This is a genomic window from Methyloceanibacter sp., assembly GCF_050726195.1.
Classification (GTDB): Bacteria; Pseudomonadota; Alphaproteobacteria; order Rhizobiales; family Methyloligellaceae; genus Methyloceanibacter.
In genome coordinates, this window is record NZ_JBOHJC010000010.1 from 48,548 (window position 1) to 71,131 (window position 22,584).

General features: G+C 64.4%; 23 protein-coding genes. 10 read left to right on the forward strand and 13 right to left on the reverse strand.

Annotation, left to right across the window (positions count from 1 at the left end; all coding sequences use genetic code 11):
* Position 1: 1 nt before the first annotated feature.
* Positions 2 to 1,204, reverse strand: a complete 1,203-nt coding sequence (locus ACRECX_RS08715; protein ID WP_431558442.1) for a pyridoxal phosphate-dependent aminotransferase — start codon at positions 1,202 to 1,204, stop codon at positions 2 to 4.
* A gap of 162 nt (positions 1,205 to 1,366) precedes the next feature.
* Entirely contained in the window at positions 1,367 to 1,858 is a 492-nt protein-coding gene (locus ACRECX_RS08720; RefSeq protein WP_431558443.1) for a ferritin-like domain-containing protein, read from the reverse strand.
* Positions 1,859 to 2,100: 242 nt separating this feature from the next.
* Between ACRECX_RS08720 and ACRECX_RS08725 the strand changes: the two genes are divergently transcribed.
* Entirely contained in the window at positions 2,101 to 4,530 is a 2,430-nt protein-coding gene (locus tag ACRECX_RS08725) for a marine proteobacterial sortase target protein (protein WP_431558444.1), read from the forward strand.
* A 199-nt stretch (positions 4,531 to 4,729) separates the two neighbouring features.
* Positions 4,730 to 5,368, forward strand: a complete 639-nt coding sequence (locus ACRECX_RS08730; RefSeq protein ID WP_431558445.1) for a hypothetical protein — start codon at positions 4,730 to 4,732, stop codon at positions 5,366 to 5,368.
* A 7-nt stretch (positions 5,369 to 5,375) separates the two neighbouring features.
* Here ACRECX_RS08730 and ACRECX_RS08735 read toward each other — a convergent pair whose 3' ends face one another.
* Positions 5,376 to 6,089, reverse strand: a complete 714-nt coding sequence (locus ACRECX_RS08735; RefSeq protein WP_431558446.1) for an SRPBCC family protein — start codon at positions 6,087 to 6,089, stop codon at positions 5,376 to 5,378.
* Positions 6,090 to 6,221: 132 nt separating this feature from the next.
* Here ACRECX_RS08735 and ACRECX_RS08740 point away from each other — a divergent pair, with 132 nt between their 5' ends.
* Complete coding sequence (locus ACRECX_RS08740) at positions 6,222 to 6,392, forward strand: hypothetical protein (RefSeq protein WP_431558447.1); 171 nt, start codon at positions 6,222 to 6,224, stop codon at positions 6,390 to 6,392.
* A gap of 65 nt (positions 6,393 to 6,457) precedes the next feature.
* On the opposite strand, the gene ACRECX_RS08745 is transcribed toward ACRECX_RS08740, so the two are convergent.
* From ACRECX_RS08745 to ACRECX_RS08755, 3 genes are all read right to left on the reverse strand, one after another.
* Entirely contained in the window at positions 6,458 to 6,835 is a 378-nt protein-coding gene (locus ACRECX_RS08745) for a DMT family protein (protein ID WP_431558448.1), read from the reverse strand.
* Positions 6,836 to 6,981: 146 nt separating this feature from the next.
* A complete protein-coding gene (locus ACRECX_RS08750; RefSeq protein WP_431558449.1) occupies positions 6,982 to 7,650 on the reverse strand; it encodes a hypothetical protein in 669 nt (222 codons plus the stop codon).
* A gap of 333 nt (positions 7,651 to 7,983) precedes the next feature.
* On the reverse strand, positions 7,984 to 8,766 hold the full coding sequence (locus ACRECX_RS08755) for a DUF4239 domain-containing protein (RefSeq protein ID WP_431558522.1): 783 nt from the start codon (positions 8,764 to 8,766) through the stop codon (positions 7,984 to 7,986).
* A 131-nt stretch (positions 8,767 to 8,897) separates the two neighbouring features.
* Between ACRECX_RS08755 and uvrB the strand changes: the two genes are divergently transcribed.
* Both uvrB and ACRECX_RS08765 read left to right on the forward strand, forming a co-directional pair.
* Positions 8,898 to 11,291 (forward strand): excinuclease ABC subunit UvrB, encoded by a 2,394-nt coding sequence (uvrB, locus tag ACRECX_RS08760; RefSeq protein WP_431558450.1) that lies wholly within the window; start codon positions 8,898 to 8,900, stop codon positions 11,289 to 11,291.
* A gap of 58 nt (positions 11,292 to 11,349) precedes the next feature.
* Positions 11,350 to 11,760, forward strand: a complete 411-nt coding sequence (locus ACRECX_RS08765) for a nuclear transport factor 2 family protein (RefSeq protein ID WP_431558451.1) — start codon at positions 11,350 to 11,352, stop codon at positions 11,758 to 11,760.
* A 3-nt stretch (positions 11,761 to 11,763) separates the two neighbouring features.
* Here ACRECX_RS08765 and ACRECX_RS08770 read toward each other — a convergent pair whose 3' ends face one another.
* Both ACRECX_RS08770 and ligD read right to left on the reverse strand, forming a co-directional pair.
* A complete protein-coding gene (locus tag ACRECX_RS08770) occupies positions 11,764 to 12,231 on the reverse strand; it encodes a DUF2267 domain-containing protein (protein WP_431558452.1) in 468 nt (155 codons plus the stop codon).
* Between the two features lie 65 nt (positions 12,232 to 12,296).
* On the reverse strand, positions 12,297 to 13,244 hold the full coding sequence (gene ligD, locus ACRECX_RS08775) for a non-homologous end-joining DNA ligase (RefSeq protein WP_431558453.1): 948 nt from the start codon (positions 13,242 to 13,244) through the stop codon (positions 12,297 to 12,299).
* Positions 13,245 to 13,354: 110 nt separating this feature from the next.
* Here ligD and ACRECX_RS08780 point away from each other — a divergent pair, with 110 nt between their 5' ends.
* A complete protein-coding gene (locus ACRECX_RS08780; protein WP_431558454.1) occupies positions 13,355 to 13,780 on the forward strand; it encodes a nuclear transport factor 2 family protein in 426 nt (141 codons plus the stop codon).
* Positions 13,781 to 13,821: 41 nt separating this feature from the next.
* Here the strand turns inward: ACRECX_RS08780 and ACRECX_RS08785 are convergent, their stop codons facing one another.
* Complete coding sequence (locus tag ACRECX_RS08785; RefSeq protein ID WP_431558455.1) at positions 13,822 to 14,121, reverse strand: hypothetical protein; 300 nt, start codon at positions 14,119 to 14,121, stop codon at positions 13,822 to 13,824.
* A gap of 378 nt (positions 14,122 to 14,499) precedes the next feature.
* On the opposite strand from ACRECX_RS08785, the gene ACRECX_RS08790 reads away from it, so the two are divergent.
* The 3 genes from ACRECX_RS08790 to ACRECX_RS08800 all read left to right on the forward strand — a co-directional run bounded on the left by ACRECX_RS08790 (position 14,500) and on the right by ACRECX_RS08800 (position 17,598).
* Positions 14,500 to 14,919 carry a nuclear transport factor 2 family protein gene (locus ACRECX_RS08790; protein WP_431558456.1) on the forward strand — a complete coding sequence of 140 codons (420 nt, stop codon included), beginning with the start codon at positions 14,500 to 14,502 and terminating at the stop codon, positions 14,917 to 14,919.
* 904 nt (positions 14,920 to 15,823) lie between these two features.
* The gene (locus ACRECX_RS08795; protein WP_431558457.1) at positions 15,824 to 16,303 is read left to right on the forward strand and encodes a cupin domain-containing protein; all 480 of its coding nucleotides are present in this window, start codon (positions 15,824 to 15,826) and stop codon (positions 16,301 to 16,303) included.
* 80 nt (positions 16,304 to 16,383) lie between these two features.
* A complete protein-coding gene (locus ACRECX_RS08800; RefSeq protein WP_431558523.1) occupies positions 16,384 to 17,598 on the forward strand; it encodes an MFS transporter in 1,215 nt (404 codons plus the stop codon).
* 655 nt (positions 17,599 to 18,253) lie between these two features.
* On the opposite strand, the gene ACRECX_RS08805 is transcribed toward ACRECX_RS08800, so the two are convergent.
* The 3 genes from ACRECX_RS08805 to ACRECX_RS08815 are packed head-to-tail and all read right to left on the reverse strand — an operon-like array spanning position 18,254 to position 20,578.
* On the reverse strand, positions 18,254 to 18,487 hold the full coding sequence (locus ACRECX_RS08805; protein WP_431558458.1) for a hypothetical protein: 234 nt from the start codon (positions 18,485 to 18,487) through the stop codon (positions 18,254 to 18,256).
* Between the two features lie 14 nt (positions 18,488 to 18,501).
* Entirely contained in the window at positions 18,502 to 19,722 is a 1,221-nt protein-coding gene (locus tag ACRECX_RS08810; RefSeq protein ID WP_431558459.1) for a patatin-like phospholipase family protein, read from the reverse strand.
* 31 nt (positions 19,723 to 19,753) lie between these two features.
* Complete coding sequence (locus ACRECX_RS08815) at positions 19,754 to 20,578, reverse strand: 3-hydroxybutyrate dehydrogenase (RefSeq protein WP_431558460.1); 825 nt, start codon at positions 20,576 to 20,578, stop codon at positions 19,754 to 19,756.
* A 386-nt stretch (positions 20,579 to 20,964) separates the two neighbouring features.
* Here ACRECX_RS08815 and ACRECX_RS08820 point away from each other — a divergent pair, with 386 nt between their 5' ends.
* Positions 20,965 to 21,855 (forward strand): LysR family transcriptional regulator, encoded by an 891-nt coding sequence (locus ACRECX_RS08820; RefSeq protein ID WP_431558461.1) that lies wholly within the window; start codon positions 20,965 to 20,967, stop codon positions 21,853 to 21,855.
* Here ACRECX_RS08820 and ACRECX_RS08825 read toward each other — a convergent pair.
* Entirely contained in the window at positions 21,852 to 22,559 is a 708-nt protein-coding gene (locus tag ACRECX_RS08825; protein WP_431558462.1) for a peroxiredoxin-like family protein, read from the reverse strand. The two genes, ACRECX_RS08820 and ACRECX_RS08825, sit on opposite strands and share 4 nt — an antisense overlap.
* Positions 22,560 to 22,584 lie beyond the last annotated feature (25 nt).

Below are 22,584 nucleotides of genomic sequence, written 5' to 3' on the forward strand. Positions count from 1 at the left end.
TCTAGCTCAGGCTCGCGCAAAACCGCTGGATGCGGCGGCACGCCTCCTCCAGCGCCTCAATGCCGGTCGCGTAGGAAATGCGAAAGAAAGGCGACAGCCCGAACGCCGCGCCATGCACCACCGCCACCCCCTCTTCCTGGAGCAGCGCCGTGGCGAAGTCCTCGTCGCTGGCGATGGTCTTGCCCTGTGGCGTCGTCTTGCCGATGCACCCGGTGCAGGACGGATACACATAAAAGGCGCCCTCCGGCGTCGGGCAGTCGATCCCCTTGGCTTGGTTGAGCATGGACACGACGAGATCGCGCCGCTCCTGGAACGACTTGACCCAGCCCTTCAAGAAATCCTGCGGACCGCGCAACGCCTCGACCGCCGCCCATTGGCTGATCGAGCACGGGTTCGACGTCGACTGCGATTGCAGCGTGCTAATCGCCTTGATTAGCGGTGCCGGCCCGCCACCATAGCCGATGCGCCAGCCGGTCATGGAATACGCCTTGGATACGCCGTTCAACGTCAGGGTCCGCTCCTTCAGCTTCGGCTCGACCTGCACCGGCGTGGTGAACTTGAAGTCGTCGTAGACGAGGTGCTCGTAGATGTCGTCGGACAGTACCCACACGCGCTCGTGGCGCAACAGCACCTCGGTCAACGCTTTGATCTCGTCGCATGTATAGGCCGCGCCCGTCGGATTCGACGGCGAGTTGAAGATGAACCACTTGGTCTTTGGCGTGATGGCCTTTTCCAGCTGCGTCGGCGTGATCTTGAAGCCATCTTCGAGGTTCGTGTCGACGATGACCGGCTCCGCTCCTGACAATAGAACAATGTCGGGATAGCTCACCCAATAGGGCGCCGGGATGATCGCCTCGTCGCCGGGATCGAGCGTGGCGAGCAGCGCGTTGTACAGCACCTGCTTGCCGCCGCTGCCGACGGTAATCTCGCTCGGCTTGTAGTCGAGGCCATTCTCGCGGGCGAACTTCTCGCTGATCGCCTGCTTGAGCTCGGGGATGCCGTCGACCGCGGTATACTTGGTCTCACCGCGTTCGATGGCTTCGATCGCCGCCTGCTTGATGTTGTCGGGCGTATCGAAGTCGGGTTCGCCGGCGCCAAGACCGATCACGTCGAAGCCCGAGGCTTTCATCTCGCGCGCTTTGTTGGTGATGGCCATGGTCGGCGAAGGCTTGACCCGTTCGAGCGTGCGGGCAACCAGTCCCATGAAGAACCCCTGACGAGATGTTACGAGGCCGGAAAATGCGGTGGAAACCTAGGCGCGCGCGCTTCCCGCCGCAAGTGCAATGCACAAATAAGGCCGTGCATAAAGGCCGCAGCGCGGGCGGGATGCCCGCGCTGCGCGGTTCTTAGGCAAGAGGTGACGCTGTCACGCCGCCTGGCGGTTGAGCTGGCCTTCGGCAAGCTCGGTCAGGAGCCTGTCGGCGTTGTACTCCTGGTCAAGGGTCTCCTGGAGGAGGTGCGCGGCGTCCGTCATGCCGAGCTGGTTCGCCCACGCGATCATCGTGCCGTAGCGGGCGATCTCATAGTGCTCGACCGCCTGCGCGTCGGCGATCATGCCGGCGTCGAGGACGTCCGGATCCTTGGCGTCCTTGATGCTCTCCTGACCCTCCTCGATGATGCCCTTGATGCCCGGGCATGTCTTGCCGGCAGGCTTCAGGCCGCACAGTTCGAACACCTGCTCCAGCCGCTGAACCTGGCCCTCGGTCTCCTTCAAATGATGCTCGAATGCCTGCCGGAGCTGATCGGAATCGGCTTTCTTGGCCATTTTGGGCAGGGCCTTGAGGATTTGCTTTTCGGCGTAGTAGACGTCCTTGAGCAGGTGGACGAAGAGGTCTTCCAGCGATTTGGTCGCGGTCATGGGTGGCTCCTTGGGGGTTGTGAACTTTGGGACACCAGGATCGAAACGGCTCCGGACATCCCTTGATCGGGAGCTAACCGCATCGCCCCGCGTCCGGTTCCGGCATCCTCGGGGGCAGCGGTCCCTCCCCAATTGCGCCACACTTGTGGCGGGGACGTCCGTCCTGGAGCCACAATACGGTTAAAGGTGCGCCCCAATGGCGTGGTCCACTTGTCCTCGTGCCGAGAATCGAGGGCTAATCAATGACCTTGCGTCGTCAAGCTCCGGCCTCCTCTAAGCCTCTGGCATTTCTATCTCTTCTGTTTCTTCTCGTCGTTTCATTCACCGCCCCGAGCTTCTTGGCGCGCGCCGAGCCTATGCCGCCGGCCGACGCGGGCTTGGTTAAACCCGGCGACATGACCACCGGCGCCCTGCTCCTCAAGTCGGAGGATGGCTATGTCGAGGCTCCGCGCCTCGCCACCGACATCGTCACCACGGTCAACGGCACCATCGCCCGCACCGTCGTCGTCCAGCGCTTCGAGAACCCGGGTGACGACTGGCTCGAAGGCATCTATGTATTTCCGCTCCCCGAGCAGTCCGCCGTCGACGCCTTGCGCATGGAGATCGGCGACCGCGTCATCGAGGGCGAAATCAAAGGCCGCGACGACGCCAAGGCGCTCTACGAAGCAGCCAAGGACGCCGGCCAGAAGGCGAGCCTGGTCGAGCAGGAGCGTCCCAACATCTTCACCAACTCGGTCGCGAATATCGGCCCCCGCGAAACGGTGGTCATTCGCATCGAGTATCAGGAGACGGTGAAGCAGGACGGCGGCGCATTTTCGCTGCGCTTCCCGCTCGTCGTCGCCCCCCGTTACAACCCTGCGCCTAGCGGGGTGAACGTCGTCGATTTCGGCGGCACGCAAGTCCCCAGTGATCCCGTGCCGGACCGCGACCGTATCACCCCGCCGGTGCTGGACCCTGCCAAGGCAGGCAAGATCAACCCGGTGTCGATCGAAGTGAAGCTGAATGCGGGCTTCGTCCTCGGCGATGTTGCGAGCGCCTTCCACAAGATTTCGCTCACGCGCACCGGCGACGAGACGGCCACCTTGAAGCTAGCGGACGGCACCGTCCCCGCCGACAAGGACTTCGAGCTGACGTGGCGGCCCAAGGGCGCCGCGACCCCGCAGACCGCCCTGTTCCACGAGGTCGTCAATGGCCAGGACTATCTCGTCGCCATGGTCACGCCGCCGACCTTGGACGCGGCCCCGAAGGTGCTGCCGCGCGAGATTATCTTCGTCATCGACAATTCCGGCTCCATGGCCGGCACCTCGATCGTCCAGGCGAAGCAGAGCCTCCTCCTCGCCCTCGACCGCCTGCGTCCCGGCGACAAGTTCAATGTGATCCGCTTCGACGACACCATGGACACGGTGTTTCCCGCGCCCGTCGATGCCACGGCGGAGAACCTCGCCGTCGCCAAGCATTTCGTCTCGCGCCTCGATGCCGAAGGCGGCACCGAGATGCTGCCGGCGCTGAAGGCCGCGCTCGCCGATCTCACCCCGGCCGACACGAGTCGGCTCCGTCAGGTGGTGTTCCTCACCGACGGCTCGGTGGGCAACGAGGCGCAGCTCTTCGCCGAGATTGCCGCCAATCTTGGCCGCTCGCGCCTGTTCACCGTTGGCATCGGCTCGGCCCCGAACAGCTACTTCATGCGGCAGGCTTCCGAACTTGGCCGCGGCACCTTCACCCATATCGGCTCCGACGCCCAGGTGCTTGAGCGCATGAGCGAGTTGTTCGCCAAGCTCGAGAAGCCGGTGATGGTCAGCCTCAAAGCCGAATGGCCTGCCGGAACCACCGTCGAGGTGTGGCCGAACCCCCTCCCCGATCTTTATGCCGGCGAACCAGTCGTGCTTGCGGCCAAAGTCGGCGCCATGACCGGCGAGTTGCGCCTGTCGGGCCTGTTCGACGGCAAGCCCTGGACGGCCGCCTTGCGGCTCGGCGACGCAATCGGCGGCGAAGGCGTCGCCAAGCTATGGGCGCGCAGCAAGATCGCCGCGCTCGAAGCCAAGGCCGCCACAGACTTCATGGCAACCGGCATCGACAAACAGATCGAAGCGGTCGCGCTCGAGCATCATCTGGTGTCGAGCCAGACGAGCCTCGTCGCCATCGACACCATGAAGACGCGCCCTGATGGCACGGATGTCACGACGACCAATCTTCCACTCAACCTCCCCGACGGCTGGGTCTACGACAAGGTGTTCGGCACCGCGGCCCCGGTTCAAAGGGCGCTGTCGCCGCAACTGCAAAACATGGCGGCGGCGCAAGCCCAACTCCAGTCCGACCCAGGCTATGCGCTCGCCAAGCGGCGCCAAGCTCTTGCTTTCGACCCCAGTCAAGCACTGCCCGCCTCTCCACCTCTTCCCACGGCAGATGCGGCTACGGCCCCTGCCGACTCAGCGGCGCTCGAGGAGTCGGAGGCGGCTACTGCGGACGAGGCCTATCCAGTTCTGCCCTTGACAGTCGTGCCCAAGCCCGCGCCCGAGCCCTCGGCTCTGCCGCAAGCCACGCTCGACCTCAACCAGCGGATCGCCATCTTCTTGTTCTTGCTCACCTTCCTCAGCGGATTGACCTTGATCCTGTGGCGCCAAGAACGCCGGGCGCACGACGCACCCCGGCGGGCGCGGAGGGTCGCCCGATGACCGCTGCTCTGCCCCATTTGACCGCCACCGGCGAACAGGGCAGACTCCGACTGCCTCGGAGTTTGACGGGGCACGGCATCAGGCAATTCGGAGGATTCGACTTGCTATTGATCAACATCCCTAGCGCGGTGACGCCGCTCGCGTGGCGTCACTCCCGCCGCGACAATGCCTCCCCGCGGCGGATCGGGAGGAGGATCTGATGCCGAAACGGGGGTCGGTGCAGTTCCTCCTCCTCTCTCCTCGCCCGCGTACCATGCTCGGATGGGGGGCTGGAGCGGCTGCTGTTCTGCTTCTTGCCGGAACGGTCCATCTCAAGGATGAGTGGACCGAGACTGGTATCGCCCATGCCCTTCGTCAAAGCGCCTGGGAGCAGGCGCTCGCCGGCCAATCGGGGCCGGAGCGCTGGCCGTGGGAAGACCTATCGGTGAACATGTCGCTTGCGCCGGCAGCGAACGTGCCGCGCCTCGGTTTGAGCGCCGCCATCACGAAACACGCCGACACGCCCCGGTCCACGGCGTGGCATCGCGCGACAAACGCCAAAGCGGCGCAAGAGGCAGACGGGCTTGGCGACGTGGCAGTTGGCGACGTGGCGCTTGGCGACGTCGTGCTGGGCGACGCGCCGGTCGGCGACAGCATCACCTTCACGGCAGCCGACGGGGCAACCTGCGTCTACACGTTCACCCGCCGGCACGTGGTCGATCCTCACCTCGCCGCGAGCGAGGCCGGCCTCAGCGATGCGGCGGCCTCCTTGTTCAAGTGCGGGCCGATCGAGCGAGTCGAGGCGCCTCAGCGCGAGTTGCCGGCGGCGGCACAAACCGGCGATCAGCACAAGCTGTAGAGCAATCTTATCTTGCCCGCGGCGGCGGCGGCGGCGCACCGGGCTGCGGCGTGGCTTGCGCCGCCGGAGGCTGCTCCGGAGCCGGAGCTGGTTGTACTCCTTGACCCGGGCTCTGGGGCACGACCGTCTCGCTCGGCGGCACCTGCGGTATTGGCTGCGGCGGCACGACGACCGCGGGACCTGCGGGACGGCGATCCTCCTCCACCCGCGCCTTCAGCCTCTCCAGTCCGGTGCGGTACTCCGCGCCGATGAAGCCGTCGAGCATCAGGGCCTTCCACCGCTTGAGTGGGCTCGAGCCTGAATCGTAGCCGAAGCCCCAGGTGACCTTGCTGCCTGCGCCGTCGGGCGAGAGCTCATAGGAGCTCGTCCCCTCCAAGCCGTTGAAATTCGCGGTGAGGCTGACGTTCCGGGAGGGTTCGCTTTCGACGATCTCCATGTTGCCTGCACCGATGGACGGCTGCTCGCTCGCCCACTCGATCTTCGCGCCCTTGCCTTGCTCCGGCCCCGAATAGGTCACCTTCATGTTCGGATCGCGAGCCGACCACGGCGACCAATCGGGGAACCGGCGCAGATTGTTGAGATAGGGAAAGATCGCGTACTCGGGGGCGTTGATCACGACCGACCGCTGCACCGTTACGTGGCTTGGAAACCCGAGCGCAACGCCTCCCAAGATGAGGGCAAGTACCACAAGCCCCAGGACCAGCCGCATCATCGGACCCATCACCACGCCTCCTTATGGTAGGCTTCCCGCCCCGCGCGCAAGCCCGTTCCGTCACCTTCCGGTCACCCAAACCGGCTCGCTTTTTCACAGAAAACGATTACAGTCCGCTCGTCAACAGAGGGAGGGCTGAAGATGAGTCTGTCACCACCGACAACGGTCGTCTTTGTGATTTCGATCATTCTGGCGGCGTTGGCCATCATCGGCAAATTCGTGGCGATCCCATTCATCACCGAGCATGGTTTCTGGGTTGCCGTGGTCGCCTACGTGATTCTCGCGATCGGCAACATTTTCAGAGGCGTCTAGCCTTACATGGCCTCCGGGCGGGCAATCCCCCTCGGAGGCCACCCCGCCCGGCGACGAGCCGGAAGCTACCCCTGACCATGAAATACGAGCGCCGCGCCGAGCGCGATCAGCAGAAACCCAGCCCCCTGCGTCCAGCTTAGAGGTTCGTTGAAGTAGACCGCGGTGAACACGGCAAACACGAGCAGGGTGATCACCTCCTGCATCGTCTTCAACTCGGCAGGCGAATAAACCGCGCTGCCGATGCGGTTCGCCGGCACGGCGAACCAGTACTCTACAAACGCGATGCCCCAGCTCACCAGCACGACGGTGACAAGTGGAACGGCCTTGAACTTGAGATGGCCGTACCAGGCGATGGTCATGAACACATTGGAGCAGACGAGGAGCACGACGGGCAGGACGTAGAGCCACAGCCCTGGCTTGAGCAAACCGGCAACGAAGGTCATGGAGGAGCCTTGGGGAAGTTTTGGAGACCGGCGATGCCTGAAGACGCAAGGAACCGTGCCGCGCCCCCGGCGCGCCGCTTCTACACAGTTGTGCGGCGAATCGAAAGAGGAAGGGCCGGCATCGCGAGCCGGCCCTTCTTAATCATCTAGTCGTCGTCGTCTCTCGCCCATGACGGCCGGTAAGGCTGCGGACTCGGACTCGAGCTCGGCATGCTTCCGGGCATCGATGGACGCGGCGCGTTGAAGCTGGGCGAACCACCCACCGGGCTCGCAGGACGCGGCGCCATGCCGCCCGACGGCGGTGCCATCGGCCGTGGCGCGGGCTGCGGCATTGGCGGCGCGGGCCTCACCGGCGCCGCTGCCATTGGCCGAGGAGCGGCCAGCTTGACCGCTACCTTCGGCTTGGGAGCTGCTGACTTGGCCGCCGGCTTGCGAGCCGGCGCCCGTCGCGCGGCGGGTTTCTTCGCCGCCGATTTCCGCGCAGACTTCCGCGCCCCGCTCTTGCGGGCGGTCGACCGGCGTGCCGAGGACCGGCGCGCCGTCTTCCGTCCTGTGCGCCCGGTCTTGCGCGCCGTCTTGCGCCCCGCGCGTCCAGTCTTCCGCGCCGTTTTCCGCCCTGTGCGCGCCGTCTTCCGCGCCGTCTTGCGTGCTGTCTTCCGCCCCTTGCGTGCTGTCTTGCGCGCGGTGCGGCGAGCGGCCGGCCGCCGCGCCGTCTTACGTGCCGTCGAGCGGCGCGCCGTGGCGCGACGTGCCGGACTCTTACGAGTTGTCTTCTTCCTACTCGTTGTGCGCTTCTTCCCAGTTTTCCTAGCCATGGTTTCGCTCCGATTCGGTTTTGATGACGCTCAACCCGTTCGATAGGACGCGTACATCGAATCACGCTTCACTCGGTCCAGGCTTGCCGTCCCACATCACGTGTCAATTGTTTTTTTCAATTATATACGCTGTTGCATCAGAAAGTGGCAATTTAGCGAGTGCTCTTCGCGGAACTTCAACAACCAATTCTTTCTGATCGCGCCATCCTGCGCCGGAAATTGTGCATCGCAGTGCAACGATTCGCCGTCGTTAAGCACGAGCGCAGGCGCTTACGCGCGAATCACATCCGCTGCCGCACCGCTTTGATCCTCCGTTGAGACAGCAAGTCCAAGTCAGGGACGCGGCCACTTTGCCGGCATCTCGTCGAGGGCCTCTTCGAACGGCGCCGGCGAGATGTGCGGATCGCCCGTAAACGGGTAGTCGAAGGCAAGGCCGAGCAGCAGCGACAGCGCCACCAAAGCCGCAAGCGACGCGGTCATCAGGATCTGCGCGATGACATTCGACGAGGCGAAGAACGCGGGATAGCCGAGGGTGATCAGGCCGCCGACAATGAGCACAAACCACATGATGGCGGGCACCGAGCCGGCGGCGCTGTCCAATCGCTTGGCCCGGGTATCGCTCATCACCGTGAGCAGATCGAGCGCCTGTTCATATAGGGAGACTTGCTTCTGATCCGCTGGTTGCACGGCGAAGATCGCCGCGCTGAGCTTGTTGAGATGCCGAGTGACGGTCTCACTTGCCTTTCCGACCGCCATGGACGGCCATTCGTCCTTGATCACGTCCTTGACGTAGCTCGTCAGATGCCCCCGGATATCGGCGCCGCCATCCTCCGGCAGCGCAAAGGTGACGCGGTAGAGATCGGCCCCCGCCGTCGCCTCGCTGCGCACGGCCGCCTCGGTGTCGCGGTAGTCCTCCCACACAGCGATAACCACGAAGGCCAGCATCACCGCATAGAACACCCCCACCACGGCGAACTTGAAGCCTGCGACCTCGTTGTTGAGGCTCAGCCGGCTGACACCATAGGCGTAACGGGTCAGCAGCATCAAACCGACTGCGTAGGCCATCGCCAGCAGGGTGACGACGACGGCCGTCAGCCACAATGGGACGTCGTGCATCAAGGAGAACAATGGGCCCTCTGCGATCTGACCAGCCTTCCACCTTTTTAACGGAACCCGCCAAAATTGGAACGTCGCATCGCCGGGTTCGGCCACTAGCCAAGCCCCTCGCCTGCCGCCATATTCGGCCAATGCCCTATCGAGTTCCGAAGACCTTCGGCTCCCGCGCCGAGCCGCGCGCCGTGACCGGCGAATCTGCCGGCCTGCCGCTCGGCGCCGACCGCCGCACGCCTGGCTTCGGCGAGGCGCCGCAACCGCTGATCCAGGAGCATCCGCTGGTCACCGGGGCCCTCGCCACGTTCACGCCCCATCGTCCACCACGCCCCGAGAAGTCGGAAGGCGGCATCGCCCTCAGCATTGAGACGGAGCTCGAGCCCAAGGGCGACCAGCCGTCGGCCATCGCCGAACTCGTGGCGCAGGTGAATGCCCATGAGCGCGACCAGGTGCTGCTCGGCGTCACCGGCTCGGGCAAGACCTTCACCATGGCCAAGGTGATCGAGGCGACCCAGCGCCCGGCCCTGGTCCTCGCCCCCAACAAGACGCTCGCCGCCCAGCTCTACGGCGAGTTCAAGAGCTTCTTCCCGGAGAACGCGGTCGAGTATTTCGTCTCCTATTACGACTACTATCAGCCCGAAGCCTACATCCCGCGCACCGACACCTATATCGAGAAGGACTCGTCCATCAACGAGCAGATCGACCGCATGCGCCACGCGGCGACCCGCGCCCTGATCGAGCGCGACGACGTCATCATCGTGGCGAGCGTGTCGTGCATCTACGGTATTGGCTCGGTCGAGACCTATACGGCCATGACCTTCAGCCTGAAGCGGGGCGACAAGGTCGAGCAGCGCCAACTGATGGCCGATCTCGTCGCCCTGCACTACCGGCGGAACGACGCGAACTTCGTGCGCGGCTCGTTCCGCGTGCGCGGCGACACCATCGAGCTGTGGCCCGCCCACTTGGAGGACCGCGCTTGGCGCGTTTCGCTGTTCGGCGACGAGGTGGAGAGCCTGGTCGAGTTCGATCCCTTGACCGGCGCCAAGACCGACGAGTTCAGCATGGTCAAGGTCTACGCCAACTCGCACTATGTGACGCCGAAGCCGACGCTGAAACAGGCGATCCGCGGCATCAAGGAAGAACTGAAGCAGCGCCTCACCGAGCTGAACGGCGCCGGGCGCTTGCTGGAGGCGCAGCGGCTCGAGCAACGCACGCTGTTCGATCTGGAGATGATCGAGGCGACCGGCTCCTGCGCCGGCATCGAGAATTATTCGCGCTACCTCACCGGGCGCAAAGCCGGCGAGCCGCCGCCCACTCTGTTCGAGTACCTGCCCGACAACGCGCTGGTGTTCGTCGACGAGAGCCACGTGACCGTGCCGCAGATCGGCGGCATGTTTCGCGGCGATTACCGGCGCAAGTCGACCCTGGCGGAATACGGCTTCCGCCTGCCTTCTTGCATGGACAACCGCCCGCTCCGCTTCGAGGAGTGGGACGCCATGCGGCCGCAGACCGTCTACGTGTCGGCCACCCCGGCCGGTTGGGAGCTGGAGCAGACCGGCGGCGTGTTCGCCGAGCAGGTCATCCGCCCCACCGGACTCATCGACCCGCCTGTCGAGGTGCGACCCGCCTCCACCCAAGTCGACGACCTCATCGACGAGACGCGGAAGGTCGTGCAACAGGGCTATCGCATCTTGGTCACAACTCTGACCAAGCGCATGGCCGAGGACCTCACCGAGTACATGCACGAGCAGGGCATCAAGGTGCGCTATATGCACTCGGACGTCGAGACTTTGGAGCGCATCGAGATCATCCGCGACCTCCGGCTCGGCGCCTTCGACGTGCTGGTCGGCATCAACTTGCTGCGCGAGGGCCTGGACATTCCCGAATGCGCGCTGGTCGCCATTCTCGACGCCGACAAGGAGGGCTTCCTGCGGTCCGAGACATCCTTGGTGCAGACCATCGGCCGGGCCGCTCGCAACATCGACGGCAGGGTCATCCTCTATGCCGACGGCATCACCGGCTCCATGGAGCGCGCCATGGCCGAGACCAACCGCCGCCGCGAGAAACAGACCGCGTGGAACGCCGCCAACGGCATCACGCCGGAAAGCGTGAAGAAGAACATCGGCGACATCCTTGCGAGCGTCTACGAACGTGACCACGTGCTGGTCGACGCCGGCGCCGGTTTTGCCGAGGGCGAGCAGATGCCCATCGGCCACAATCTCGAAGCGGTCATCGCCGACATGGAGAAGCGCATGCGCGCCGCCGCGGCGGATCTCGAATTCGAGGAGGCGGCGCGGCTCCGCGACGAGGTCAAGCGCCTGCGCCAGATGGAGCTCGCCATCGCCAACGACCCCCTGGCGCGGCAAGGCGAATTGGAGCGCACGGCGGCGGAGATCGACATTACCCGGCCCCACAAGCCGGGCCTCGACGAGATGGGGCCGCACAACCGCGAAATCCCCTTGCGGACCTCGCGCCCCCGCTCCAAGTCGGGCAAGCCCGGCACCCGCACCTATAAGGGTAAGAGCCGTTAACGATTGGCGCCGGTCGCGGCGGTACAGTGTGGGCCTTCCAGCCGAAGGAAGGCGGCCCGTGTCTACGAAAATCACGCTGACCAACCTCGCGGACATCTACGACGCGTGGCGAGATCACGACCTTGACCGCCTCGCCTCGTATCTGCCGGCCGATTTCTCGCACTCCTTGAACATCCCACGCGAGATGATCGCCGCGGGCGGGGACCGCCAGGGCAAGGCAGCCACGATCCTGCGGCTCCAGGAAATCTTCGAGGGGTTCGACACGCAGTGCATTGACCCCGGCCTGATGAGGCCGGACGAGACCAGGGTGGTTCTCGACGTGCACACGCGCTGCAAGCACCGGCCGAGCGGCAAATGGCTCGACACGACCAAGACGCATGTCTGGCTGCTGGAGGACGGTTGGCCCGTCAGCCTCTCCGAGTTCTACGACTTGGAGCAGTTCGCAGCCTTCATGAAGCGAACGCGCTGACGCTCAAGCCGCGCCCTGCTGGCGCCCCTTCACCGCCTCCCGGATGAAGGCCGGCCAGAACTTGCGCAGGTCCTGCGGGAACATGCCGGCGATCTTGATCGCAGCGCCGCGGTCGATGTGCTTCGACAGCACGTCGAGCACGGCAAGCGCGCCCTGCTCCACTTCGCCCTCGGCGGCGCGCGGCAGCTCGAGCGCGATATGGGCGAGAAAGTCCTCCTCGTGACGCTCCTTGGTGGGTTTGTGGGTCGGGTCCCAGCCCTCATAGAAAAGACCGCGCAGTAGCATGGGCAATTGCGCACCGAGATGGGCCGCGCTCTCCGGACCGATGCGGTCGCGCAGCGCGTGCAACACCGCGCGCAAGCTGGAATAGGCATGGTGGCGGTCCTTCGTGTCGAGCCGCTCCATGATGTCCTTGAGCCAAAGATTCGACTCCTGGACGGTCTTGTCGAACGTATCGAGGCCTGTGCTCATGGGCCATCCTCCTTGGGGCAAGCCTAGGGCGGGCCAGCGGCGGTGCATTGACCTCGGTCAAGCGACTAGGCGGTTGATGTGGCGCGCTTGATCGGCTTTGGCACTTCGCGCACGACCTGCGTCGCCGGCTTGTCGGTGCGCAAGCCGAGGAACACCGGGTGACGCATCTCGCCGCCTTTGGTCCACTCAGTGAACTTAACTTCGGCCACGAGCTTCGGTTTCACCCAGGTGGTGTTCGTTTCGCCGGGCACCTTCTTGTCGATGGGCTTGGCGCGCGTGGTGAGCGGCAGGAACTTGGCGTGGAGCGCCCGCAACGTCTTTGCGTCGAAGCCGGTGCCGACCCGGCCGGCATACTTCCAGTGCCTGCCGTCGCGCACCGCGACCAGGAGCGCACCGAAGCATTTGCGCGACCCGCGCGGCTTGGTGAAGCCGACGATCACCACTTCCTGCTCTTGGCTCGCCTTGACCTTGAGCCATTCGCGCGTGCGCTTGCCCGAATAGTATTTGCCGTCGGCGAGCTTGGCGATGACGCCTTCCTCGTGGACGCGCTTTGCCTTGTTGAAGGCCTTGATGCCCTCGCCCACCACATGCGTGCTGTAGAGCAGGAACGGGCTGTTCGGCAGCACCTTCGCAAGCGCCGCTTTCCGTTTGAGCAGCGGTTCATCGCGCAAATCTTTGCCGTCGAGATAGAGCAGGTCGAACACGCAATATTGCAGTCGCGTGGGCTCCCGTCCGACATTTTGCAACAGCTGGAACCGCGATCGTCCATGGGCGTCGAGCGCTACCAGCTCGCCGTCGAACACGGCCTTCTGTTTGATCCTGGCCAGCGCCGCGCAGATCGACGGGTACTTCTTCGAGATGTCGTTGCCGTTTCGCGAGTAGAGCGCGGCATGGCCTGGGGTGGCGACGGCGATGGCGCGGAACCCGTCCCATTTGGTTTCGAAAATCCAGGCCGGATCGTCAAACGGCTTGTCCGTGAGGGTCGCGAGCATGGGACGGAGATCAGGCTTCATCGCCACCATCCAAAGTTTGGCGCTCCCTCAACCAATGTGGTCCCGAAACCGTTTCGTGATAATCTGTAGCCGGAACAATCGGGGGAGACATTACGCGGGGGGCAACAAAAATGAAGACCGAGACCATCCTCAACGACATCTATGACGCGTGGCGGGCGCAGGACATCGAATGGCTGGGCACTTACCTCCCCACCGATTTCTGCCACATGGTCCATGTCCCCACCGAAATCCATCCGCTCGGCGGTCTCCGCCGCGGCAAGACTGCCGCGCTGCAAAGGTGGGCCACCGTCGCGCAAGAATTCGATCTACTGCGCTTCGAAACGAGCGATCTGATGCTCCAGCATAACCGCGCCGGACTGGAGATCCCGAGCCACTACCGCCACAAGGCCACCGGCCTTCAGATCGAGACCACGATCGTGAACTTCTGGACCTTCGAGGACGGCTGGCCGGTCAAGCTCACCGAGTATTACGATATCGAACGTGTCCAGGCGTTTACCGCCAAATTGGCAGCCCTGACTCCGCTGTCCCGCGCCTGACGCCGGGACAGTGCCCCACCCGCGATGGGAAAGGCGGCGCCCTAGCGCTTCATCATGGCGTTGCGCAGCATGCCGACGATGGCCATCACCACCGCGCCGCCGACGCCGCCACCGACGATGTCCTGCACCAGACTGCCCACGCTCATGCCGGCCACGTCGCCGCCGGCCGCTCCGCCGAGCACCGACGCAAGGATTTGGCCCACCACGCCGCCGCCGATGGCGCCGGTAATGGCGTCGGCTGGCTTGCCCATGCTCGCGTCCTTGAGCACCGCGCCGGCGCCCGTGCCGCCAGCCGCGCCGGCGACCGCCTGCACAATCAAATTGATGATCCAGCTTTCCATGATTCCCCCTCCTCGATGCCGGCCGCCACCTCGACGCCAACCTTCGGCGGCCAATGTCCGCACCCGGAGTTTATCATCAATCGCCTCGTCCCGCGCAGGCCACGCGGTGGCCTTCCCCCGAAAAGGCGTGAGAGGCGTGCCCCGGGGGTCACACCTCCGGCGCGTGCCGTCAGGGCCCCCGATTCACCAAATCGCAAGCCAAGCCGGACCCTTAGCCGATCGCCTTGAGATACTTGGAGAAATGGCCCGCTGGGACCGAATGACGCATGGGCGCCATGCCGCATAGAAATTGTACCGCCCCTCCCGGTAGTTGCAGCCCCCTCGACGCTAAATATCCGCCCCGAAGAGCGGACCTCCAACAACAAGGGCACCGACGACATGCACGAGACACGAACGATCCTGGGCGACATCTACGACGCCTGGCGTGATCAGGATTTGGACCGGCTGGCGAGCTACCTGCCGGACGACTTCTGCCACACCATCAACTTCCCGACTGATCTCCATCATGCGGGCGGCAGTTACGCCGGCAAGCAGGCGGTCCTTGCGCGCTGGCAGCAAGTCTTTTCTGAGTTCGATTGCGAGCAGCTCGAAACGCCAAACCTGATGGTGGATAGAAATCACGCAGCCGCCGAAGTCTCGGTGCACTGCCGCCATCGGGCGACGGGTTTGCCGTTCGCAACGATCAAGGCCCATTTCTGGACCGTCGAGTCCGGCTGGCCGGTCAGGCTGAACGAGTATTACGACGTCGGCGACATCCAGGCCTTCGTCAGCGCCGTGGCCGAGCGGGCATCAGCCTAGCAAAGCGGCCGAGGTGTCTGCCGCAGCGAAGGCCGCTGGCGCCTCGAAGGCGCGCCGCTTCAGCCCAAGCTCATCTTCTGGCGCGAGACCGCCGGCTGCGACGGCAACGGGGCTGGACGGTGCTGGTTGGGAGCGATTGGGTAGACGCAGCAGCCGCAAAAAAATTCGGGCGCCGCTCTTCGTCAGAGGGGCGCCCGGAAGTTTGGGGGGATGAGGGTGGTCGAAATGGGACCACGTCTCATGGCTCTACCTGCAAGAATCGCAGATCGAGGAATAGGGGTTCACGAAGTTCTGAGCCGCAGCCGGCGCCGCGAAGGCGGCGATCAGCGTGAGCGCGATCAGGAACTGCTTCATCTCAAGTCTCCTTTGCGAAACGGGTCCGGGATTAGCGGCCCATCGTCGAGTAGAGGTTCGGGAAGGTCTCGGCCGCAGCAGGAGCGGCGAAGGCGAGAACCAGGGTCACTGCGATCACGAGCTGCTTCATTTTGAGTCTCCTTTTAGGGAACGAGAGGGGTCCGGGATTAGCGGCCCATCGTCGAGTAGAGGTTCGGGAAGGTCTCGGCCGCGGCCGGAGCGGCGAAGGCGAGGACCAGGGTCACGGCGATCACGAGCTGCTTCATTTCAAGTCTCCTTCAAATTGTCTGGCCGGGGGTTCAGGAAGCTCCGAGCCGGGTGGCCAAGATGTCCGTTCGGAACACCGGGAAAATAGGGACGGATACCCCTGTCTGCCCAATACCTTATGGCTATCGATCAGGTGCATCGTCTGCACCGAATAGCGCTCGGCTATGGACTTGGAAGCCAACCGGCATTTCCGTTCACCACGCTTTCGGCCGATCCTGGCTATTATCGACACGGCCGTACCTTCGGCCGGCGCCCCCCACTAGCCAAAAGGGAGTCAACGGACATGTTCCTATCGAAAGAGAATGGCGGCCTCGGCCGCAGCCTATTCGTCGCCGGCGTGCTTTCCGGCGCGGTGCTGGTCACGAGCCTCATCGCTACCGGCGCCTCGGCCGGCGAATGCCCCGCCGATCAGCAGAAGCCGAACGCCCGCGAGCCCGTCAATGTGGAGGCGGTGGGCAAGACCGATACGGTCATCGGCACGCTCGACGTGGCCAAGGAGCACGGCGTCGCCGGCCGCGTCCTGCGCATGCGCCGCCTTGAGATCGAGCCTGGCGGCATCGTGCCCTGGCACAGCCACGCCGAGCGCCCCGCGATCATCTACATCGCCAGCGGCACCATCGAAGAGTACTCAAGCGATTGCGCCGTCCCGATCGTGCACAAACCCGGCGACGTCAGCGCCGAAACCAAGGACATCTCGCATTGGTGGAAGAACACCGGCGACGAGACGGTGGTCCTGATTGCCGCCGACCTGCCGAAGAATTAAGACTTCCTCCCCTGGATGTGGCGCCCTCCCGCGAGGCGCCACATCCCCTCCTTTTGCCGAGGAGCCGCCCAATGAACAAGATGCCGCACGCCGCCGAGGTCCGGCATGACGGGGCGAAAGGCTCCGCCGCGGCGGTCTGGCGCTTCATCGTCATCGCGATAACCGCCTTTGTCACCCTGGTCGATCTGTTTGCGACGCAAGCGATCCTTCCGGAGCTCATGCACCATTACGGCGTCACGCCCGCCGCCATGGGCACTGCCGTCAACGCCAGCACGCTGGGGATGGCTGTCGCCGGCTTGGCGGTCGCCTATTTCAGCAACGCCATCGATCGGCGCATGGGCATCCTGCTCAGCCTGGCGCTGCTCGCCATTCCCACGACGCTGCTGGCGCACGCGCCGGATTTGTTGACCTTTACCGTGTTGCGCGTGGTGCAGGGTCTGTGCATGGCGGCGGCCTTCACGCTGACCCTCGCCTATCTCGGCGAGCACTATAGCGCCGCGGATTCGGCGACCGCCTTTGCTGCCTATATCACCGGCAATGTCGCCAGCAATCTCGTCGGCCGCTTACTCGCCGCCGGCGTCACCGATCATTTCGGTCTCGTTTCGAACTTCTATTTCTTCGCCATCCTCAACCTTCTTGGCGCCGTGCTGGTGTTCTTCACCGTGGAGAAGACACCCCACATGAAGGAGATGCGTGAAGCGCGGCGCTCGCCCTTCGCCGCATGGCTTGACCATCTCAAGAATCCGGCTTTGCGGGCCAGCTTCGCCATTGGCTTCTGCATCTTGTTCGCCTTCATCGGCACCTTCACCTATGTGAACTTCGTGCTCGTCGAGCCGCCGCTAAGTGTCGGCATGATGACGCTGGGGTTCATCTATTTCGTGTTCCTCCCGTCGATCCTGACGACGCCGCTCGCCGGACGCGCCGTGCAGCGCTTCGGCACGCGGCCGACCTTCTGGGCGTCGCTAGCCGTGGCCGGACTGGGCCTACCACTCCTCGTCCTACCCAACTTGTCGGCGGTGCTGATCGGTATGGTGCTCGTCGGCGTCGGCACGTTCTTCGCCCAAGCCTGCGCCACCGGCTTTGTCGGCCGCGCCGCGACCTCGGATCGTGGCTCCGCCAGCGGCCTTTATCTCGCGAGCTATTTCTTCGGCGGCCTGATCGGCAGCGCCGTCCTCGGCGTGATTTTCGATATGTACGGCTGGGCAGCCTGCGTCGCCGGCATCGGCGTATCGCTGATCGTCGCCGCCCTGCTCGCGATCTTCCTCAAGACGCCGGTGCAGCGGCAAGCAGCCTGACGTTTTTCTACCCACGCCGTTCTAAAATGGCCCGCGCATTAACCCTTTTCTAATCGGATCAGGGTGAGATGGGCGCAGTACCGAGTGGAGTACTAAGTAGAGGGAATCAGTCATGCGCACCATCATTGCTCTTGCGGTCATCGCCGCGACCTTCGCCCTGAGCGGTTGCTTCCATCATCACCAGCAAGCTTACGTCACCGAGCTGCCGCCGGCCCCTGTACCGTATAAATAAGACCACGCGGTTCCGGTCCTTGGCATCGAGCGCCTGAAACGAGCCAGGGCGCCGTGCCGGCTTGGGAGTCGAAGGGGTTTGCTAAGAAGAGCCCGGACCGAGCGCCGGGCTTTTTCTTGCCGTACTTTTCTTAAGGCGGATAAGCGCCTTAGACGGAACCATGGCGCGCCGGGAGCGTTCTCAGGACGAATATCCCCGGTTCGAGCCAAATTTGACGCAATGAACCGGGCCTAACGGGAAGGCGCGCCGCTGGTGCGCAAGAAGTAGCGCTGATGCCCTTACGCCCGAGCAGTTTAGAGCAAGAACGGTTCAGACTTCCCGCGTCGAGTTGGTGGATCCCGACCTTGACGGTCTTCGTCGCCGTGCTGGCTGTCGCCGCGGCCCTGGCCTAGGCCGCCGCGACATCGAGCCGCTCGACGTGCGTTAGAACGCGCCGTTGGTGCATGTGCTGACCCACACCCACAGCAGCACCACCGCGCCGAGCCCACCGAAGGCAACGAACGCGTTCAGCCAGCCGCGCTTGCGCAGCGCACCGTCGATGTCGTGATGCGCCAGCGACGACCGCACCCAGAACATGTCGAGCCACAGCACCGCCAGCAAAAACCCAAAGGCCGTTGCCAGAAGCTGGATCGCCGACACGCTGGTGCAGGTATCCACGTCACGTGCCCTTTCTATTCGGCCGCGAGCTTAGGTTCGTCCCGGTCCTTCGTCTCCGGCGCTTCGCCCGGTTCGAACTCCGTCGCCGGTTCGGCGCCGGGCTCGGGCTCATGCAGGATCACGCCTTCGAGCACGTCGAACTCGCCAAGCCAAGCTTGCCGCGCAAGCGCGCGGTTAGTGTCTTCGTAACCGGACTCCCACCGCTTGCGGATGCCCGCCAGCGAGAAATCGATGTCCTTGATGTGACTTTCGTTGTCGAGGCGCGGCGCCAGCAACCGCACCACGTGCATGCGCGTGCGGCACGAATAGCCGGCAAGCTCCCGCACCATCGGGTCCTTCTTCACCTCTTGCGGTACATATTTGAGAAGCTCGGTGATCACATGACGCAGGCGGTGTGCCTCGCGCTGCCGCACGATGTGGTTCGAAATGCGGCTCGAATATTGGATGTCCTTGTGACGGTGCAGCGTTTCCCAGATGGTGTTGGGTTCCGGCCCCGTCGGGTTCCAAAGATGCACGGCGAAGATGATGCCGTTTCGGCGCGGATTGTCCTCGAAGATGCGCTCGGCCGGCGTGTTGGACAGGATGCCGCCGTCCCAGTAGAGCTCGCCGTCGATGCGCACGGCCGGAAAGGCCGGCGGCAGCGCGCCGGAAGCCATGATGTGGCTCACGCTGAGCGGCATGTCCCGCGAGTCGAAATAGTGCATCACGCTCGTGCACACATGCGCTGCGCCCACCGTGAGCCGCACGCGGCTCTTGTTCAGGTAGTTGAAATCGACCAGATCTTCGAGGGTCCGGCGCAATGGCGCGGTCGAGTAATAGCCGGCGTTGTCGGGCCCGAGCGCCACATGCGCGCCGAGAAACGCACGGGTGTGCGGCTCGAAGAACCCGGAAATGCCGCTGGTTAGCGTCATCCAGGACGACAGAGCGTCGGCGGCGCCGCCCCACGCGGGAAACGCGCCCCAGAAATTGGCGGCCTCCACCCGCTGCCAAAACTCCTTGAGCCTCGGCAGGCGATGTTCCGGCTCGTTGCCGGCGATGATGCTCGCGTTGATCGCGCCGATCGACGTGCCCACGATCCAGTCCGGTTCGATGCCCGCCTCGTGCAGTGCCTGATAGACGCCGCCTTGGTAGGCGCCGAGCGCGCCGCCGCCTTGCAGCACGACCACGACTTGGCCGCTATTGTCGTTGCGGATCGCGTTGACCGCATCGAGCGGTGACAGACGTTTGGCGATCATGATCGCTCCTCCCGGCGCAAAGTCGTGCGCCTCAATGGGCGGTCCAGCCGCCGTCAACGGCGATGGTGGTGCCCGTGATCGATGCCGCCGCGTCCGAAGTCAGGAACACGGCGATGCCGCCGAGCTCGTCGGTGGTGGCAAACCGCTTATTCGGCTGCTGCGCCAGCAGCACGTCGCGGATCACCTGCTCGCGCGGGATACCATGAGACTTCGCCTGACCTTCGATCTGGGCCTCGACCAGCGGCGTATAGACATAGCCAGGGCAGATGGCGTTGCAGGTGATGCCTGTCTCCGCCACCTCGAGTGCCGTCACCTTGGTCAGGCCCAGCATGCCGTGCTTGGCCGCCACATAGGCGGACTTAAAGGCCGAGCCGACGAGGCCGTGCGCCGAGGCGATGTTGATGATGCGTCCCCAGCCCTTGTCGATCATGCCGGGAAGCGCGAGCCGCGTGGTATGGAAGGCAGAGCTGAGATTGATGGCGATAATGGCGTCCCACTTGGCGACCGGGAACTCCGGCAGCGGCGCCACGTGCTGGATGCCGGCATTGTTGACCAGAACGTCGACGGCGCCGTGCTCGCCGAGCATCGTCTCGAACATCTCGGCGATCGATTCGGGCTTGGACATGTCGGCGGCCGAATAGCTGACGGGGACACCGAAATCGGCGACGATGCCGCCTTGCGCCGCTTTGATTTCCTCGTGCTTGCCGAAGCCGTTGAGGACGACCGCCGAGCCGGCGGCGGCCAGGGCCCTGGCGATGCCGAGGCCGATGCCACTAGTGGAGCCCGTGACAAGGGAGACTTTGCCCTTGAGGGGTTGGGTTGTCGTGCTGGCGCGCTCGGTTATGGCGAGGTTCATGGCCTGGCTTCCTTTCAGCGGCTGCAATGGCGCGCCCCTGGCACGCTCTGCCTTAATAGGATGATGCCGCGCCGGGCCCTAAACGGAAAATGCCCTTTGGCTAAGGAGTCGATAGGGAGGCGCTATGACCGAGAGTGCCAAGAACGTCCCCGATTCTACTCCCGGCACCCCCTCACGTCCGCTCAAATATGTGCCAGGAACTTCAAATCTCTCGACTGGAAGCGCCCATGGAGCGTAGAACAGCCTTTCGGGCATGGCAGGAACCGAGCTTTTCGGGTGATGAAGATTTGCGTGGCGAGGCGGGGTAGCGGCGAGCGTTTTGGCGGCCGCGCCGCCGATTTGCCGGCCCCTGTTCCAGAAACGACTTAGGCGGCGGAGCGAACTGCATGGAAATGCATCAGGTCCGCTACTTCCTCGCCGTATCGCGAGCGCTGAACTTCACGCGCGCGGCGGAGGAGTGCAATGTCGCCCAGCCGTCCCTGACCCGCGCCATTCGCCAGCTCGAGGGCGAGCTTGGCGGCGACCTGTTCCGGCGCGAGCGCCCCCAGGCCCAGCTCACCGAGCTTGGCCAGCGCATGCTGCCGCTCCTCAGACAATGCTACGAGAGCGCGCTCAGCGCCCGCTCGCTCGCCGAGGCCATCAAGAAGGGCGAGGTTGGCGCCCTCAGGCTCGCCGTGTCGCGCACCATCGATCCCGGTCTGGTGACGCCCCATGTCGTCGAGCTCGGCAAATTGTTCAGCAGCCTCGACCTGAAGCTGCTGCGGGGTTCCGCCGGCGAGGTCCTCGAATATCTGAAAAGCGGCGAGGTCGAACTCGGCATCGCCGGCCCCATCGGCGAGGAATGGGAACGCCTCGACTGCTGGCCCCTGTTTACCGAGGACTTCCAACTCGCCGTCAGCAAGAGCCACAACTTGGCGCAGGCCCCCGTCGTTGATCTCGACGGGCTGCGGCAGGAGCGTTTGATGATTCGCACCTACTGCGAGACCACGCAGAGCCTGATCGACCTGTTGCGCAATCGGGAGTTCGACGTCTCTCGCTTCCATGAGGTGAGCGGCGAGGACGACCTGGTGGCCCTGCTCGAGGCCGGATTCGGCGTGGCCTTCGTCCCGCGCAGCACGAAGAACCCGGAAAGTCTGGCGCGCATCCCGGTGACCGGGGTCGAACTCGATCGGACGATCTATCTTTATGGCGTTGCCGGACGGCAGCGCACCGCCGTCGCCTCTACCTTGATGAAGATGCTGCGTGCCTATGACTGGTCGAGTTACGCGGCGGCCTAGCCCGCGGAATCGAGCGCCGCGAGCAGGTCCTCCACCGCCATGCGCTTGCGGTAGTCCGGATCCACGAACCGCGCGTTCACGCGCCCGTCGGTGCCGACCACGAAGGTGGCCGGCACGGGGAGCAGCCAGGCGTCGCTTCCCTGAGACGGCGCGACGTCCCACCCGGCCCGAGTCATCAGTTCCCGCATCTCCTCGCCGACCCAGAACGCGAGGTTCAAGGACAGCGCGTATCCGTTGTCGAAGTCAGTCAGAATAGGGAAGCTCGAGCCGGACTGTTCCTCAAGCTCTACCGCGTAATGCTGGCGGTCCGGCATGATCGCGACGATTTGGCCGCCGGCCGCAGCAATCTGGTCTTGGGCCTCGGCCAGCACCTTGGTGTTGATCCGGCAATAAGGGCACCAATGGCCACGATGGAAGGTAACCGCTACAGGTCCCTTCTCGAGGAGGCCTTCGAGACTGATCAGGCTGGCATTCTGATTGGGCAGGACGAAATTCGGCATCGGCTCGCCCGGCTTCGGCGCGTTCTCGCCAACCTCGTGCTCCCTGAGGCGGGCCACGAGCCCGTCAACGGAGGTCTGGAATACCGGCCCAAGCTTGCGCACGGAGTCGGCGAACGACTGCAACCTGTCGGCCAGGGACGCATCCATGTCGCGCGCCTGGACGAAGGCTTCTTCAAGCTGTTCGGAAAGCGGCCGTGCCGTCATCCCCAAACTCCCAGGGCATAGCAAG

Excerpts from the sequence above, each read along its gene's own strand:
- ACRECX_RS08715 (WP_431558442.1), bottom strand. The coding sequence starts at position 1,204 with ATGGGACTGGTTGCCCGCACGCTCGAACGGGTCAAGCCTTCGCCGACC.
- ACRECX_RS08720 (WP_431558443.1), bottom strand. The coding sequence starts at position 1,858 with ATGACCGCGACCAAATCGCTGGAAGACCTCTTCGTCCACCTGCTCAAG.
- ACRECX_RS08725 (WP_431558444.1), top strand. The coding sequence starts at position 2,101 with ATGACCTTGCGTCGTCAAGCTCCGGCCTCCTCTAAGCCTCTGGCATTT.
- ACRECX_RS08730 (WP_431558445.1), top strand. The coding sequence starts at position 4,730 with ATGCCGAAACGGGGGTCGGTGCAGTTCCTCCTCCTCTCTCCTCGCCCG.
- ACRECX_RS08735 (WP_431558446.1), bottom strand. The coding sequence starts at position 6,089 with ATGGGTCCGATGATGCGGCTGGTCCTGGGGCTTGTGGTACTTGCCCTC.
- ACRECX_RS08740 (WP_431558447.1), top strand. The coding sequence starts at position 6,222 with ATGAGTCTGTCACCACCGACAACGGTCGTCTTTGTGATTTCGATCATT.
- ACRECX_RS08745 (WP_431558448.1), bottom strand. The coding sequence starts at position 6,835 with ATGACCTTCGTTGCCGGTTTGCTCAAGCCAGGGCTGTGGCTCTACGTC.
- ACRECX_RS08750 (WP_431558449.1), bottom strand. The coding sequence starts at position 7,650 with ATGGCTAGGAAAACTGGGAAGAAGCGCACAACGAGTAGGAAGAAGACA.
- ACRECX_RS08755 (WP_431558522.1), bottom strand. The coding sequence starts at position 8,766 with ATGCACGACGTCCCATTGTGGCTGACGGCCGTCGTCGTCACCCTGCTG.
- uvrB (WP_431558450.1), top strand. The coding sequence starts at position 8,898 with ATGCCCTATCGAGTTCCGAAGACCTTCGGCTCCCGCGCCGAGCCGCGC.
- ACRECX_RS08770 (WP_431558452.1), bottom strand. The coding sequence starts at position 12,231 with ATGAGCACAGGCCTCGATACGTTCGACAAGACCGTCCAGGAGTCGAAT.
- ligD (WP_431558453.1), bottom strand. The coding sequence starts at position 13,244 with ATGAAGCCTGATCTCCGTCCCATGCTCGCGACCCTCACGGACAAGCCG.
- ACRECX_RS08780 (WP_431558454.1), top strand. The coding sequence starts at position 13,355 with ATGAAGACCGAGACCATCCTCAACGACATCTATGACGCGTGGCGGGCG.
- ACRECX_RS08785 (WP_431558455.1), bottom strand. The coding sequence starts at position 14,121 with ATGGAAAGCTGGATCATCAATTTGATTGTGCAGGCGGTCGCCGGCGCG.
- ACRECX_RS08790 (WP_431558456.1), top strand. The coding sequence starts at position 14,500 with ATGCACGAGACACGAACGATCCTGGGCGACATCTACGACGCCTGGCGT.
- ACRECX_RS08795 (WP_431558457.1), top strand. The coding sequence starts at position 15,824 with ATGTTCCTATCGAAAGAGAATGGCGGCCTCGGCCGCAGCCTATTCGTC.
- ACRECX_RS08800 (WP_431558523.1), top strand. The coding sequence starts at position 16,384 with ATGCCGCACGCCGCCGAGGTCCGGCATGACGGGGCGAAAGGCTCCGCC.
- ACRECX_RS08810 (WP_431558459.1), bottom strand. The coding sequence starts at position 19,722 with ATGATCGCCAAACGTCTGTCACCGCTCGATGCGGTCAACGCGATCCGC.
- ACRECX_RS08815 (WP_431558460.1), bottom strand. The coding sequence starts at position 20,578 with ATGAACCTCGCCATAACCGAGCGCGCCAGCACGACAACCCAACCCCTC.
- ACRECX_RS08820 (WP_431558461.1), top strand. The coding sequence starts at position 20,965 with ATGGAAATGCATCAGGTCCGCTACTTCCTCGCCGTATCGCGAGCGCTG.
- ACRECX_RS08825 (WP_431558462.1), bottom strand. The coding sequence starts at position 22,559 with ATGACGGCACGGCCGCTTTCCGAACAGCTTGAAGAAGCCTTCGTCCAG.